This is a genomic window from Streptomyces sp. W1SF4 (assembly GCF_003950035.1).
Classification (GTDB): domain Bacteria; phylum Actinomycetota; class Actinomycetes; order Streptomycetales; family Streptomycetaceae; genus Streptomyces; species Streptomyces racemochromogenes.
In genome coordinates this window covers 7,237,680-7,251,754 of sequence record NZ_CP034350.1, presented here as the reverse complement: position 1 = coordinate 7,251,754, position 14,075 = coordinate 7,237,680, and the positions used below count along the sequence as shown (strand labels likewise).

Sequence of the window (14,075 nt, the reverse complement as noted above, 5' to 3'; positions counted from 1 at the left end):
GGGCCGCGGCCGTGGAGGTGAAGCCATGTGCCCGGTGGTCCGATCACGGGGTGCGATCACGTGGGACTTGAGCGTCGATTCCACGGTCTGCCGCGCCCACCAGCACGCGGCCAGGCCCCGAAGTGGGGTGACCGGCAGAACGAACCGCCGGGTGGTTTGTTCACCGAACCGGTCGATCACGGGCTGGGACGGTCGCGCGGGGGGGCATCGCCAAAGCTACACCTGGCGGTTGAGCAGGGTTAGAAGCCAATGTCCATCATGGTGACGGCTGGGCAGCGCGGCGACTCCCCCAGTTCAAGGAGGCGCGGGAGAGGCCCGCCCCGCCAGCTGACAGGCGGCCCCGGCCACGGCCACGGGCAGAGCGCGGCGGCGGACTGCGCGGATGAGGCGTCCAGCTCGTGGCCGGGCGGCGACGGCGGGTGCGGGGCGGACTTCCTGATGTGGCTGGGCTGGCGCAACGCCCACGGCCACCCGGGCCTGGGCCACCTGCACCGCGAGTTGGAAGGCCTGTGCCCGAGAGCCCGGACACTACCCACCGTGTCCTCAATGTCGCGAGCTACCCTCCTGACAGCGCCGGCACTCGGCCACGCGCAGGCAGTCATCGGGAGCGGTCATGCCAACTGAAGGCCCCGGCAAGACAGCAGCGTGGGGGAAGGTCCTCGCTGGGTTCAGTCTCCTGGTCCTTATGCCCTTGGTGATCTGGTTCATGATCTCCTTCCAGGGGTCTGGCGCATTTCCATGGTGAGGGCGCCGCCACAGGGTTCAGCCGATGCTGATCGTCGTGTACGTCTCTCCCGGGCCGGGTGGGCGGTTCCAGGAGAGCGACTCGAAGGTGTGCAGCCGGCCCTCGGTGAGGGCCAGGCGGGGCACGGTGACGCCGTGGAGGCCGGCGATGGCGTCCAGGGCGCGGGCTGCCGCCGCGGCTTGGCCGTCCCCGGCGGGGGCAGCGAACCCGGGGGTGGTCGAGGTCAGTTCGGCAGGTACGTCGCCGACGGTGGCTTCGAGCGTCCCGGCTCGCACGGTGAACGCGTAGCGCAGGGTGCCACCCTCGGCGGCCGACACGTGGAAGACCGGGATGTCCTGGCGCCACTCGGCCCAGGTCACGATCGCCCACCCGCCGCCGGACGAGGCTGCCGGCGCGGGAGAGACGAAGCGCGCGGTGTCGAATCCTGCGTAAGGGTCCTGTTCGAGGGCGAAACTCCAGCCCGGTCCGGCCCGTCCGACGCTGAGAAGCGCCTTGTCGTCGTAGCTGGAGAAGACCTGCCGGCCGGCTCGGTGGTGCCGGGTGACATCCCACTGCCGCAGGGGCGGGGAGAGCACCGTGCCGGGCGACGAGCCGAGCAGCGCGGGCAGCTCGTCCGGGGCTACTCCTTCGACGAGGATCATTCGGTAGTCGCTGACCGATGTCTGCCAGGGGCGCAGCCCGCCGGGGCGGACGAGCCAGGACAGGCCGTCGGGGTTCCGGTCGCCGGCGGGAACCGGGGCCGGGCCGCTCTCGCCGCCGCGCGGGGTCCGCAGGAGTTCCAGGCGCCGTTCTGCGGTCAGTACCGGGGCGAGCAGCGGGTCGGCGAGCAGACCCACCGGCGCGATGTGGCCCGGGCCGAGCGGCTCCCACAACGGGATCGCGGCACGCAGAATGTGCCAGGCGGCATCAGTGTCGCCCCAACGGGCCTGCTCACGAGCCTCGTTGACGGCCTTGCCGAACGCTCCGCCGGGCCGGTAGCGGTACGTCCCCTCGCGTATGGCGCGCTGGATGTCGGCCGCGGCCTGCGCGGTGTCGGGGAAGATCTTGGGGTCGGAGTAGTGCCAGTCCTCGGCGGGCCGGCCGCTGTTGAGCAGATCGGCGGCCGTCAGCGGGAGCTGTTCGCTGAGGAAGCGTGGGTTGTCGGGGTGCGGCTGCTGGGTCCCGTACCCCCGCGTGCCGTCCAGTTGCGCGATCTGCTCCAGGAGTTCGTGTGCGTACGGCCGGCCGTACTTGTGCGCTTCCGCCAGCAGGGCGGCCGCCTCTTCGTACCGGCCGCGTAGTGCCGCGGTCCGGGCCCGGGACACGGCGGCGTCCTGGGCCCGGGTCGTGTCGTTGACGAAGGTGGGGCCGTCCTCCCCGTCCCGGCCGGGCGCGAGCGTGTGGAATTCCTGGTGCATGGCGATCATGAACGCCGCGAACGACGGATACCGCTCGGGGTCGGCCGCCCGCCAGGACGCCCACACACGCACCGCCCACTCGCCGTCCGGCCCCACGTCCTCCGGGTCGAGCAGTACGAAGGTGATGTCCGACTCGACGTCCAGTTGCAGTGCCCGGGACCACAGCCCCACCTGAGCCCGTACCTCCTCAGGGTTGTCCTCCTCGCCCCAGACCGCGTCGAAGTCCTCGCCGAGGCCCATCGCATCGTTGTGCCAGTGCGCCTCACGGGTGCCGGCCAGTCTCCAGACGAAGGCGCCGGCGTGCCGCCAGCCGTCGCTGACCCGCAGGAACTCCCGGTAGGAGGGCGGCATCGTCCGGCCGAGCCGGTCCTCCATCGCGGCGATGTCCGCCTCGGTGGCCGGATCGGCGCCGAGCCACCTGCCCCGCCATGCCTCGATGTCGTCGGGGCTCAGCTCATCGCCGTCCCCGTGCGCGTCCGCCCATTCCTCGCTCCAACGGGCCAGGAAGTTCGGCCAGTCGGCATGTTCGATCTCCATGCCGGGGATTCTCGCAGCGGGCACCGACAACGGGGTGTCGCGCCGTCACCCGCCACCGTAGGGCTCGGTATGGTCGTTGATCAGCATGAGCAGAGGCGGTCTGGCGCGCAAGGCCCGCCGCGGGTATGAGAACCGGATCTCCTCGTGCCACGCGGCTGGGGTTCAGGATGACCGTCAGTCGAGACGAGCGTCGAGCTCAGGTCGATGCGGTGCGCGCGCGCATGCGGTGCGCGGTCCGCAGTCCGCTTGGCGGCCGTTGCCACGAGGCCGCCGAGGGTGGTTCTGGCGAGGTCGTGGGCGGCGAGGCGTTCCAGTGCCGGCAGGGCCCGGTCGTCGGCGGTGGAGCCGAGAGCGCGGCAGGCCAGTGCGCGGAGGTCCGGGTCCGGATCGGTGGTGAGGGCGATCAGGTCGTCCACCACCGGCGGGCCGAAAGCAGCGATCGCTGAGGCGAGATAGCCGGCCTTCGGGTTCCGGCGTTCCATCATGGTCTGCCAGAGCGCAGCGAGTGCCCGGTCGCCGCCGATCTGGCCGAGCGCCAGGGCGGCCCTGCTGCGTACCCAGTCGGTCTCGTCGTTCAGCCGGGCTGTCAGGGCGGGTACGGCGGCCGGTTCCTCAAGGAGGCCGAGCGCCTCGCAGGCACCCTCGCGGACCATCGGATCGGGATGCTCCAGCAGGGCGGTGATCAGCGGGACGGCCCGGCGGAAGCCCAGTTCGGCACAGGCGAGCACCGACCACCGCACCCCGCGGTGCCCGGTGTCGGCGAGGGCACGCAGGAGGCCCGGTTCGACGCTCGCGTCGCCGAACAGGGTGATCCGGTTGAGTGCCTTGGTCCAGACGGTGACATCCTGCGTCCGGTGGTCGGAGGCGACCTCGGACAGGGCCGCCCGGGCCTGCGGATGGCCGAGCTCGGCCCACTCCAGCAGGGCGTCGATCGCCCGCATCCGGATCGTGCGGTTCCTGCTCAGCTCGGCTGCGTGGACGGTGACGAGGGATGTCGGTCCGTCCGGCGGGTGGCCGAGTGCGTCCTCGAGCGGGCCGGCGAGCGGTGGTTCGAGCTCGCCCAGGCGCAGGGCCAGTGGGCCGATTCGGGTGCCGACGTCCGCGTCGTAGCGGCCGTCGGCCCGCAGGTTCGCGGCCAGCTTGGCGACCGTATGGAACAGCAGCCATGCGTGGTCCGACGGGGAACCAGCGAGGGCGTCGAGCCGGCCGGACATCGCCGCGGTGACGGCGGTCGCCGGGCGACCGGTGGCCTCCAGGACCGCCCGCGCCCAGGCCAGCGGCTCGCCCTGACGCTCGTAGAGCTGGCGGCCCCACAGGCGGAGGACGGCGTCACGGTGGTCGGTCATCCCAGGATCGTTCCAGCGGGGAACAGCGACAGCCAACGGATTTTCCTTGCGGTCATCGGGTGTCAGACCATCTGGGCATGATTCCGGCTCGTCCAAGGAGCTCCCTCCCGGCTCACCTTCGGTGGCGACATCATCCAGAGGTCGCCTTCCTGCGCAGTGCGGTGGCGATCAGCAGCTCGGCGGTGCCGCGCGGGTCCGTGCGCTGGAGCGGGGTCAGCCAGGCGCGGGCCGACAGGACGATCACGGTGGCCGGGTCCGTCGGCCCGCACTGGCCTCCAGCTGGGATTCCGGGCGGTAGGCCGGCGTGAGCGCGGTAGGCAGGTCCCTGCCCGCTCGTACGCGGCGAGCTAGTGGTGCCCGTCGAGGAGGTAGCCCACCCGGCTTCAGGCGGTGTGTTGCACAGCGCTACCAGCGCGGGCAGATCGAGTGGCCGCAGGCACTCCGGATCCGGCGGCTCGGCCTGCCCGGTACGCGGATCGGGTACGAGGCCGGGGGCGCTCAGCCACTCGGTGAGGTACTTGACCCCGGAGAGTCCGGGGCTGCCCGTGCCGGCTCGAGCGGCCGACCACCCCACGCTGCCGTAGGCGTCGTCGGCTTCGAGGAGCCCCGGATCGCCGGCGAGCGGGAGCAGGCTGCCATCGGCGTCGCCGCCTGCGGGGGGCCTGCTCGGCGAGACCCGGCCCCTTGCGGCGTACGGCTGTGCGCGCGGGGCACGGACTGGTCCTACGGGTCCGGGGCGGAGGAGGCCCGTTTCGCCGGCCGATGATGGCAGTGCATTTCTCCGACTTGAGGACTATTCGGCGGGCGTGGGGCGACGGTGTGTCCGGATGCCGGGCGCCGGTCCGTTGTGGCTTGATCGTGGGGCGGTCCCGGCCAGGGAGCGCGACATCCCGCCCAGTCGGCATCCCCGGTCGAGGAGTCCCGAGCGTGAGACTGACCATGCACCGCCACGCGGTATCCCCACGACGCGACGCCGGGCGGCTGAGCAATCCGGTCCGGCGCAGCGCCCTCCTGCTCGCCGCCGCGGCGCTGCCCGCGGCGTTGGTGGTACCGCTGGCCTCACCCGCGGAGGCGGCGCCGGTGACCGTCACCTTCAACCCGGGCGCCAACCAGCCGTTCAACGTGCCCTCCGGCGTCACCCGACTGACCATCACCGCCACGGGCGCCGCAGGAGCGAACGGGGCCAACGGAGGGGCGGGCGGTGACGGGGCCGTCGTCACCGGCAGCGTCGACGTGCCGTCGGGTACCACCACCCTGTACGTCAACGTCGCCACCGGCGGAGGCACCAGCGGAACGCCAGGCGGATCCGGTGAGGGGGGAGGAGCCAGCGATGTGCGCACCTGCGACTCCACCCTCCCCGGCTGCGTCCTCACCGGCGTCCCCGCCACCGACCCCCGCCTGATCGTCGCGGGCGGCGGAGGCGGCGGCGGAAGCACTACCGCGACCGCACCCTTCCCGCTCCCCGAGGCCACCGGCGGGGACGCCGGAACCACCGGTCAGACGGGTGGCAACAGGCCGAACGGAGGCCGAGGAGGCGGCGGCGGAACGCAGACCACCCCCGGCGCGGGCGGCGCCGCATGCCCATCCCAGACCGGGGGCACACCCGGTACCTCCGGCGGAGCCGGCACCGGCGGCGACGGCGGCGACCCCATCCCCGGCGGAGGCGGCGGCGCGGGCTGGTTCGGTGGGGGCGGAGGCGGCGGGTGCGACACCGTCACCAGCAATGACTTCGGGACCGGCGGTGGCGGCGGCGGCTCCAACCGCGTCCCGGCGGGCGGCACGTCCGGACTCGCCACCGGCCCGGCCTCGGTGACCATCACGTACGAACAGGGCGGGAACGGCGGAGTGGGCGGGCCGATCCTGCCCGTCAACCTCAGCGGCGTCATCCCGATGTTCAACAACATCAGCACCAACAACAACATCAACAGCCCCGGCGCCAGGAATGCCACCACACAGAACTTCGGCCTGAGCGCGCCCTGAACCACTTCCACCCGATCCGGACCCATGCCTTGAGGTGAACCGGGCCATCGGCGGGGGTCCTGGGGAATGCGCAGGCCCACCCGGGCCCTCGTGCCGGCGCCGGGACAACCCGCCGCCTGGAGCACGGCGGACTGCTGAAGGAAACGGGAACTGATCCCGCCCGCACAGCATTCTCTCCGAATGGGAAAGGAGCCCCTGGCAATACCAGGGGCTCCATCCGCACGGAGTTTGAATCGGTGCGTCCGAGCGCGGGCCGGGGTGGACTATCGGTTCCGCATCCGTCTCTTGCTGATTTTGCCCAACATCAGCGCGTACCCGCCGCAAAGCACCGCCACGGCCACATGCTGAGCCCAGGCGATGCCCTGAAAAGCGTACGTGACACCAGGTGGAGGCGGCGGAGGGAACTCGTCAACAGGTCCGGGAAGCGACGGATCGGGATGTGCACGTCGTTGTTCCGTCGACGAAGAATCCACCGCGCCTCTGCCGGTTCGAGGTCGAACGAGAACCGCTGGATGCCATGGAGGCCGTAGAGGCCCGTCACGCCCTTCAACAGATCGGCGAGCGCGTTCGTGCAGTAGCTGACGATGTCCCGGTGCTTCGTCGAGCCGTCCCAGATCCTGCACGTCGCCCAGCCGGAGCCGCTCAGTTCCCAGCTGAAGTGCAAGACTTCGTCACTGAATCCCCCTGCCTGCGGGGCCGGGCTCGGCGCGAGACGGCGTGGAGCTACCTCGCCGACCCGAGTGGCGCGACCCGGCTGTGGGCGTGTCAAGTGGCCGTCGAGGGGGCACCAGCGCGGTCATGACCGTGATGCTGCTGTTCCTCCTCCCCGCCGGCCTCGCCCTGGTGTTCCTGGCGACCGCCGAGCCTCGCCACACCGGCCGGCACCGCCAGGACTAAGCACGGAGCAGTGCGGCCGACCGGACCGTTCGTGATCCCGGCCCCCCGCCGTCTGTCGCGCCCGGGTACTCGGCACCGTGGGCGCACACGTGGCGCAATGCCGTGGGGGCACGGCGGTCGCCCTCTCGGCGCGGGCCTGGCCGAACCGGCCACGCCACGCGGGGCGGCGGTCGCCGGGCTGTGGTCGATTCCCTGCCGCCGGCTGTCCGCACCGAAAGGTAGGCCCGCTGACGGAGCAGGGGAGGGCATCAGCTCGGTTCGTCGTACACGGCGCGGGCGGCGCGCACCTCGTCCATGTGTTCCTCCGCCCAGTCCTTGATGGCGGACATGACCGGTAGCAGCGAGCGGCCGAGCTCGGTGAGCTCGTACTCGACGCGGACCGGGACGGCGGGGATCACGGTCCGCGACACCAGTCCGTCGCGTTCCAGGTGCCGCAGGGTCTGCGTGAGCATCTTCTGGCTCACGCTCGCCAGCCTGCGACGCAGGTCGCTGTAGCGCTGAGGCCCGTCGGCCAGTGCGTTGACGGCGAGGCTGACCCACTTGTCGGCGATCCGGTCCAGGAGCTGACGGGCGGGGCACTGCGCGAGGTAGGCGTCGTAGGCGACGCCCCTCTCGGCGCGGTGCTGGGCGGCGGTACGGGTGGGCATGGCCCTCCTTGAGGTGCCGTAGGCACCTCCAAGTGCCTGCTTCCCGGGGGAGAGTAGCAGTGCCTACGGTGTGCGACATGATCGCTGAAGAGCTCATGCGGGCGGTGATCGCCCGCGGTTACGGTGGATCCGAGGTGCTCGAACTGGTGCGGGTCCCGCTACCGGAACCGGGTCCGGGCCAGGTCCGGGTCCGCGTCGAGGCGGCGACTGTCAACCCCGTGGACCTGGCCACCCGTTCCGGCGCGCTCGTCGAAGCGGGGCTGATGGCCCCCCGTGAGCACACCGGCATCGGCTGGGACGTCGCGGGCGTCGTCGACCGGATCGGAGCGGGCGTGACCGCGTTCGCACCGGGGCAGCGGGTGATCGGCCTGCGCGACCTGCTCGACGTGTCACTGGGCACCTACTGCGACTACGTCGCCCTGGACGCCGCGGCACTCGCGCCCGCTCCGCCCGGTGTTTGCGCCGCGGCCGCGGCAACGCTGCCGTTGAACGGCCTCACCGCCCTGCAGGCTCTCGACCTGCTCGGTCTCGCCGCGGGCGACACTCTGCTCGTGACCGGAGCGGCCGGAGGCGTCGGCGGCTTCGCCGTGGAACTGGCGGCGCGGCATGGTCTGCGCGTCATCGCCCAAGTCCGAGCCGCAGACGAGGCGTTCGCCCGGTCCCTCGGCTCAGAGTGGGTCGTCGGCCGGGACAGCTCCGACCTCGCGGGCGACGTCCGGCGCGTGGTACCGGGCGGCGTCGACGGCGCGCTCGACACGGCAGGACTCGGGGTCCGTGCGCTGGCCGCCGTCCGCACCAGGGGCGCCTACGTCACCGTGGTCGGCGGATCGGCCCCGCTCCCCCTGCGCGGCATCCGCGTCCATCAGCAGTGGATCAGTTCCGACGGGGCCGCCTTGACCGAGCTCGCCGGCATGGGCCTGACGCTGCGGGTCACCGGGACCCTCCCGCTCGAGCGCGCAGCCGAGGGCCATGAACGCCTCGCGGCGGGCGGGACGCGCGGCCGACTGGTGCTGGTTCTTTCCGGAGCGGATGCCTGGAGCGTGCCCTTTTGATCAGGTCGTCACTTGATCGGATGCATCTGTCCGCTTAGTGATCACTGGCGCGATATGGGACCGGATCGAGCTGCTGAGGCCGGTCGATCCGGTCCGTGTACGAGGGGGGGCCGGCCGACCACCGTCACACCCTTCAGGGCATCGCGTGGAAGTGCCGCACCTGCTCGAGGCCCAGGGCCCGCCCTTCCGGGGCGGACCGCTGACACGGGGGGGGACGTTCGGCTATGCGGTTCCGGGTTCTTCCCCCGGCTACTGCTGCACGTCTCAAGCCGTCACGGGCGCAGGCCGCCGCCCGGCAGGGCGGCCACGTCCGCGCAGCTGGTGTGGTGGGCGGCCAGCATGATGGTGTCGACCCGGTCGGTCTCGGTGAGCTTGGCCATGAGGATCCAGGCGCCCTCCTGGAGCCGGGTCTGCGTCACGGCGCCTTCCTGCACGTGGTCAGCCGTACTCCAGCCGCGCTTCTCCAGGGCCCGCAGCACGGCGGCGTACGGCGCCGCACCGGTTCCGGTGCCGACGGCCACGTCGGGGCTGCCCATCCAGAGGAACGTGCAGTCGCCCAGCCGGCGTTCCGCGGGTGAGGTGGCATCCGGGTCGGGGCCGGGCGAAAGCCCCCTGAGCCCGGCCTCCGCGGTCGCGGCGTCGACGTCGGCATCGACGGCCCCACGGCCCAGGGGGTCCGCCTGGCGCCCGTCGGCCGGGGCCGCCGTGGCGCTCGGCGCTGCCGTGGACGCCGCGCTCTTCACATCGCCGGCGCCTTTGCCGCACCCCGCCACGGAGAGCAGCGCCACCGCGCCGAGCGCCGTCGCGCGCACTATCGAGTTGTTACGAATCAAGGGTGAAACCGCCACGTTTTGCCAGATAGTAAATCGAGGCAGCCCATTATCCATGGATTCAAGCCTCGGCTGGCGCGCGCTTCGCCATCCACCTCGAACTCCACACGGGGCGGATTCCCCGCCCGCCCCAGCGACCACGCAGAGCGGCTGACGCCGCTCCCTACCTCGCCCGCGTCGCCGCCTCCGTCGGGCAGACCGTCAACGCGCTCCAGCTGCTCGGCCGCCTCGCCGAGAGCGAGGACGAGCACGAGGCCGAGCCCGGCGCCGTCCGCGCCGCCGTGACGGCGCAGTTGCCGCTGCTGATACCGCTGCTGGCCGATGAAGACGCGGCCGTCCGGCAAGCAGCGGGATGGACTGTCGGCCACACCAGGGACACGGGCATTGCCCTGCCCGCTGTCCGGTCCCTCCTTGCCGCCGAGACCGAGCCCATCGTCCGGGCCGAGCTCCTCACCGCGTACAGCCGGATGGACCGGGCGGGTGCGGTCGCCGAGGCCCGCAGCCTGCTCGGCCCGGACACGCCCGCGCCGCTGCGGCTGGCCGCCGTGTTCGCCGCCTTGGGTCCTGGGGAGCCCTGGCTCGCCGTGCACCGCACCGCCCTCCGCAGCCTGCTCGTCGTGCTCCTCGCCGAGGCGCGTAGGCCGGCCCTCGAAGCGTCGTGCTCCGCGTGATCCGCGACGCCTCCGACACGCGCTCGCGCCGTGGTGGCAGCTGGTAAGCGCGTTGCGCGAGGACCCCGGGCCGGGACCGGACGGATGGCGGGGAGCGGCCCGGTTCCGCTCCCATGGCCGGGGTGTGGGACTCGGTCGAGCCGTCGGTCATGGCCGAGGGTGCCGCGGCGGACGTTGCAGGCACTCGGCGTCGTCGGCCTGCCGACTGGGCCCGGCTGACCCGGGCGCTAGATGAATATGATTGTCGTCGGCTAGTGTGGGCCTGCCCGCGCCGGGCCGCCTTCGGCCGGGCTCGGTACGCTCCGCCGCGGTGCGGGCGACGAGCGAGGGGCGCAGCGTGGTTGAGGGCTCGGTGAGCACGGTGACGGGACCGCCGCCACCCCGTCCTTCGGTCCCTTCCGCCGGAGGGTACGGCCCGGAGCGGCGGCGCAGGCCGGTGGCAGGCGCGGTTGGCTCGGCCCTGGTCGGGGCGGTGGTGGTCGCGGTACTCGCCGGACCGTGGCTCGAGCGGCGGTTCGGGCTGCCGGCGTTCGGGGCGTGGCGCACGCTGCTGATCGCCGTCGTCATCCAGGGCGTTCCGTTCCTGATGCTCGGCACGGTCGTCTCGGCGGCCATCGGTACGTTCGTCCCCGCTCGGGTCTTCTCCAGGGTGCTGCCGCGCAATCCGGTGCTCGCCGTGCCGGTGGCCGGTGCCGCCGGAGTCGTGCTGCCGGGGTGCGAGTGCGCCTCGGTGCCGGTCGCGGGCAGCCTGATGCGCCGGGGCGTGGCTCCCGCGGCGGCCTTGACGTTCCTGCTCGCCGCGCCCGCCGTGAACCCGGTGGTGCTCGTCGCGACGGCGATCGCGTTCCCCGGCAAGCCGGAGATGGTGGCCGCGCGGTTCGGTGCCTCGCTCGTCACGGCGGTCGTCATGGGCTGGCTGTGGATCCGGTGGGGACGGGAGGAATGGCTGCGGCTGCCGGCCGCGCGAGCGGAGCAGGTACCCGGCGCGGGCCGGCTGGAGACGTTCCGGCGCGGTCTGCAGCACGACTTCCTGCAGGCGGGCGGCTTCCTGGTGATCGGCGCCATGGCCTCCGCGACCTTCAACGTCCTCGTACCGCCGTCCGTTCTGGAAGCCTTCTCGGGGTCTCCCTGGCTCGGCGTCCTCGCGGCGGCCGCGCTCGCGGTGCTCCTGTCGGTGTGCTCGGAGGCGGACGCGTTCGTCGCGGCCTCGTTCACCGGCTTCTCGCCCACCGCCCGCCTCGCCTTCATGGTGGTGGGCCCGATGGTCGACATGAAGCTGATCGCCCTGCAGTCGGGAGCCTTCGGGCGGGCCTTCGCCGTGCGGTTCTGCGCCGCCACGTTCGCCGTGGCGCTCTTGTGCTGCGCACTCGTCGGAGGTGTGCTCCTGTGACCGGACGACCTCCCGCCGACTCGGAAGACGAGCCCCTGCTGGGCGGACTCGGTTCGCCCCTGCTCCTGGTCCTGACCGGCGCGGGACTGCTTCACATCACCGTGCCCAGCGACGTGTACCTCCGGTACGTGAAGGAGGGCATGTGGCCGTACCTCGTCGCGTCCGGGGTCCTGCTGGCCGTGCTGGGCTTCGCGGGCCTGGGAGTCGAGCTGGCGCGCCGCCTGAAGGAGACCGCGGACGATGTCATGGGAGGGCACGACGGTCACGGTCACGGTCACGGTGACGGCCTCGGGCACGACCATGGGCACGGAGGAGCCAAGCAGGTTGCCTGGCTCCTGGCCGCACCTGCCCTCACCCTGCTCTTCGTCGCCCCGCCGGCGCTCGGCTCGTACACGGCCTCGCAGGACGGGGCCGCGTCCGGCGTCGAACGGAGCGCCTACGAGGAGCTGGGCGATGCGCCGGTCACCCCGATGGCCCTCGAGGAGTTCATCGGGCGCTCGGTGCACGCGCCGAAGACACTGCGCGGCCACGAGGTCCGGCTGCTGGGGTTCGTCTCCGCCGGGAAGAGCCCGGACACCTGGTACCTCAACCGCTTGAAGCTCAGCTGCTGCGCTGCGGACGCGAGGACCCTGCGGGTGGAGGTGCACGGCGTGCCGGCGCCGGCCAAAGACGCCTGGGTCGAGGTCACGGGCGTCCTGAGCGCCGAGCACGTCCCCGTCGAGAACCCCGTCCCGATCATGGAGGCCGCCGCCCTGAAGCCCGTCGCCGCACCGCGCAACCCCTACCACGACGCGCCGCCCGCGGACGGCTGAGGCGGCGTCCGCGAGCGGTCATCGTGCCCGCGCGTGGTGCTACGGGCATGGGTGAGGCGTGGCAGGGCAGCAGAGGTCAAGCCGGGCTCGCCGCGCTCTCGGTGCCGCCCGTCGACGTGACGACCATCAAGGGGTGAAAAAGGTGAAGGGCTTCCGCAGTTTCATCCTGCGCGGCAACGTGGTCGACCTGGCGGTCGGCATCGTCATCGGGGCAGCGTTCACCGCCGTGGTGAACGGCTTCGTCAGCGCCTTCCTGACACCACTGGTCGGGCTGGCCACCGGCGCCACCGGCGACATGAGCCGCAAGGCCTTCACCCTCGGCGCCACCACGTTCCCCTACGGTGCCTTCATCAACGCCGCGATCAGCTTCCTCCTCATCGCCGGAGCGCTGTACTTCCTGGTCGTGCTGCCGATCAACAATCTCCACGAACGCCTCGCCCCGCACCAGGACGTCCAGGCCCCGAAACGGGACTGTCCCGAATGCCTCAGCCCCGTACCCGCCCAGGCCCGCCGCTGTGCCTCCTGCACTGTCGCCCTGCCGGCCGTACCCGCACAGGCCGGAGAGACGACCCAGCGCCTGGGATGACCGGTCTCTGTGCACCCATCCACTGACGGCATGACGGCCTTCGTCTACTCCCGCTTGTGGGTGTCGTCCCATCTCGTTGCGACGAGTCGTCGCAACGCGGCGTGTGCGGGTGGGCCCCAGGTGGCCTTGCCGCCGGGGCGGCCGTGGACGCCTGCTTCTCCGATGAGGACGCCGCTGAGGGCGCGCAGCACCGCCCAGCCGCGGGCGCGGCGCAGGGTCGCGGTGTCCGGGGTCGGCCGGTAGGCCGCGTGGAAGCGGTCGGCGGCGTCGTCCGGCAGCAGTATCCACGGTGCGGCGAGGTCGCAGGCCGGGTCGCCGGTGCAGAGGTCGCCGAAATCGATCACGCCGCAGAAGGTGCCGTCGGCGGTGAGGATGTTGGCCGGGTGCAGGTCACCGTGGAGCCACAGGGGCGGGCCCGTCCACGCGGGTGCGGCGAGGGCGTCCTCCCAGACGATGCGGACGGCCTCCGGGTCGGGGATCAGCCCCGCCTCGGTGGCCGACGCGAGTGCCTTGGCGAACCCCTCGGCGTGGTCGGCCAGCGGTCCCCCGCGGCCACGGCCGACGGGAGCCCCGGCGGGAGAGGGCCGGTGAAGAGCCGTCAGGAAGGCGGCCAAGCTGTCGGCCGCGTCCGCGGCGCGCGTGGCGGGGGCGCGGTCGGCGGGCTCGCCCTGCACCCACGTGGTGACGGTCCAGGGTCGCGGAAAGCGCTCGGAGGGCTCGCCGAGGCGCTGCGGGACGGGGACCGGCAGCGGGAGGTGCGGGGCAAGGACGGGCAGCCAGGCGTGCTCCTTGCGCAGCAGCGCATCGGCGGACTGTGTCGCCCAGGGCAACCGGACGGCGAGGTCGTCGCCGAGCCGCCACAGCTGGTTGTCCCAACCGCGTGCGCCGAGCCTCACCGGGCGATCGGCCAGGTCGGGATGCTGGTCACGCAACAGGTGGCGGACCAACTCTGCTGTGACCTCGATCTGGGTGTGGGTCATGCGGAGCAACCGTAGTCGGGCAGCAGTTCGTCCGTGGATCACTTGATCGAGCGATCGACACTCCCGTATTGCCGACGGGCGGGCGGAAAGTGACCGTGCACGCGCTGGGTGTGTACGCCGGCCTCGGCCGCCCGTACACGCCCGGCGACGTGTCCGAGCTCCTGCGCCACGCCGACCTGCGGCTCAGCTTTCCGCCCCTTGGGCG

12 protein-coding genes and 1 pseudogene are annotated in these 14,075 nt (G+C 72.4%); 7 read left to right on the top strand and 6 right to left on the bottom strand.

Features of this window, described 5'->3' with window-relative positions:
* Window positions 1-762: 762 nt before the first annotated feature.
* Window positions 763-2,679, bottom strand: coding sequence for an SMI1/KNR4 family protein (locus D1J60_RS33680; protein ID WP_125823744.1), 1,917 nt, complete (start codon window positions 2,677-2,679; stop codon window positions 763-765).
* An 80-nt stretch (window positions 2,680-2,759) separates the two neighbouring features.
* Window positions 2,760-4,025: a HEAT repeat domain-containing protein gene (locus D1J60_RS33675; RefSeq protein ID WP_125823743.1), complete on the bottom strand. Its 1,266-nt coding sequence runs from the start codon at window positions 4,023-4,025 to the stop codon at window positions 2,760-2,762.
* A 927-nt stretch (window positions 4,026-4,952) separates the two neighbouring features.
* Between D1J60_RS33675 and D1J60_RS37555 the strand changes: the two genes are divergently transcribed.
* Window positions 4,953-6,005: a hypothetical protein gene (locus tag D1J60_RS37555; protein ID WP_164721031.1), complete on the top strand. Its 1,053-nt coding sequence runs from the start codon at window positions 4,953-4,955 to the stop codon at window positions 6,003-6,005.
* Window positions 6,006-6,309: 304 nt separating this feature from the next.
* Here D1J60_RS37555 and D1J60_RS33665 read toward each other — a convergent pair whose 3' ends face one another.
* Both D1J60_RS33665 and D1J60_RS33660 read right to left on the bottom strand, forming a co-directional pair.
* Complete coding sequence (locus tag D1J60_RS33665; protein ID WP_206436612.1) at window positions 6,310-6,669, bottom strand: hypothetical protein; 360 nt, start codon at window positions 6,667-6,669, stop codon at window positions 6,310-6,312.
* Between the two features lie 481 nt (window positions 6,670-7,150).
* Window positions 7,151-7,549 (bottom strand): helix-turn-helix domain-containing protein, encoded by a 399-nt coding sequence (locus D1J60_RS33660; RefSeq protein ID WP_125823742.1) that lies wholly within the window; start codon window positions 7,547-7,549, stop codon window positions 7,151-7,153.
* A gap of 77 nt (window positions 7,550-7,626) precedes the next feature.
* Here D1J60_RS33660 and D1J60_RS33655 point away from each other — a divergent pair, with 77 nt between their 5' ends.
* Together D1J60_RS33655 and D1J60_RS37765 are read left to right on the top strand one after the other, a co-directional pair.
* The gene (locus D1J60_RS33655) at window positions 7,627-8,601 is read left to right on the top strand and encodes an NADP-dependent oxidoreductase (RefSeq protein ID WP_241253509.1); all 975 of its coding nucleotides are present in this window, start codon (window positions 7,627-7,629) and stop codon (window positions 8,599-8,601) included.
* Between the two features lie 37 nt (window positions 8,602-8,638).
* A pseudogene (locus D1J60_RS37765) lies at window positions 8,639-8,768 on the top strand (IS5/IS1182 family transposase); the annotation flags it as partial.
* A gap of 105 nt (window positions 8,769-8,873) precedes the next feature.
* Here D1J60_RS37765 and D1J60_RS33645 read toward each other — a convergent pair.
* Entirely contained in the window at window positions 8,874-9,413 is a 540-nt protein-coding gene (locus D1J60_RS33645) for a hypothetical protein (RefSeq protein ID WP_125823741.1), read from the bottom strand.
* Between the two features lie 299 nt (window positions 9,414-9,712).
* Here D1J60_RS33645 and D1J60_RS33640 point away from each other — a divergent pair, with 299 nt between their 5' ends.
* From D1J60_RS33640 to mscL, 4 genes are all read left to right on the top strand, one after another.
* A complete protein-coding gene (locus tag D1J60_RS33640; protein WP_125823740.1) occupies window positions 9,713-10,102 on the top strand; it encodes a HEAT repeat domain-containing protein in 390 nt (129 codons plus the stop codon).
* A gap of 436 nt (window positions 10,103-10,538) precedes the next feature.
* Entirely contained in the window at window positions 10,539-11,492 is a 954-nt protein-coding gene (locus tag D1J60_RS33635; RefSeq protein WP_241253508.1) for a permease, read from the top strand.
* Window positions 11,489-12,304, top strand: coding sequence for a TIGR03943 family protein (locus D1J60_RS33630; RefSeq protein WP_241253507.1), 816 nt, complete (start codon window positions 11,489-11,491; stop codon window positions 12,302-12,304). Before D1J60_RS33635 ends, D1J60_RS33630 begins: the two co-directional genes overlap by 4 nt.
* A 142-nt stretch (window positions 12,305-12,446) precedes the next feature.
* On the top strand, window positions 12,447-12,890 hold the full coding sequence (gene mscL / locus D1J60_RS33625; RefSeq protein ID WP_125824349.1) for a large conductance mechanosensitive channel protein MscL: 444 nt from the start codon (window positions 12,447-12,449) through the stop codon (window positions 12,888-12,890).
* Window positions 12,891-12,934: 44 nt separating this feature from the next.
* On the opposite strand, the gene D1J60_RS33620 is transcribed toward mscL, so the two are convergent.
* Window positions 12,935-13,870, bottom strand: a complete 936-nt coding sequence (locus tag D1J60_RS33620; protein WP_125823739.1) for an aminoglycoside phosphotransferase family protein — start codon at window positions 13,868-13,870, stop codon at window positions 12,935-12,937.
* Window positions 13,871-14,075: the final 205 nt, after the last annotated feature.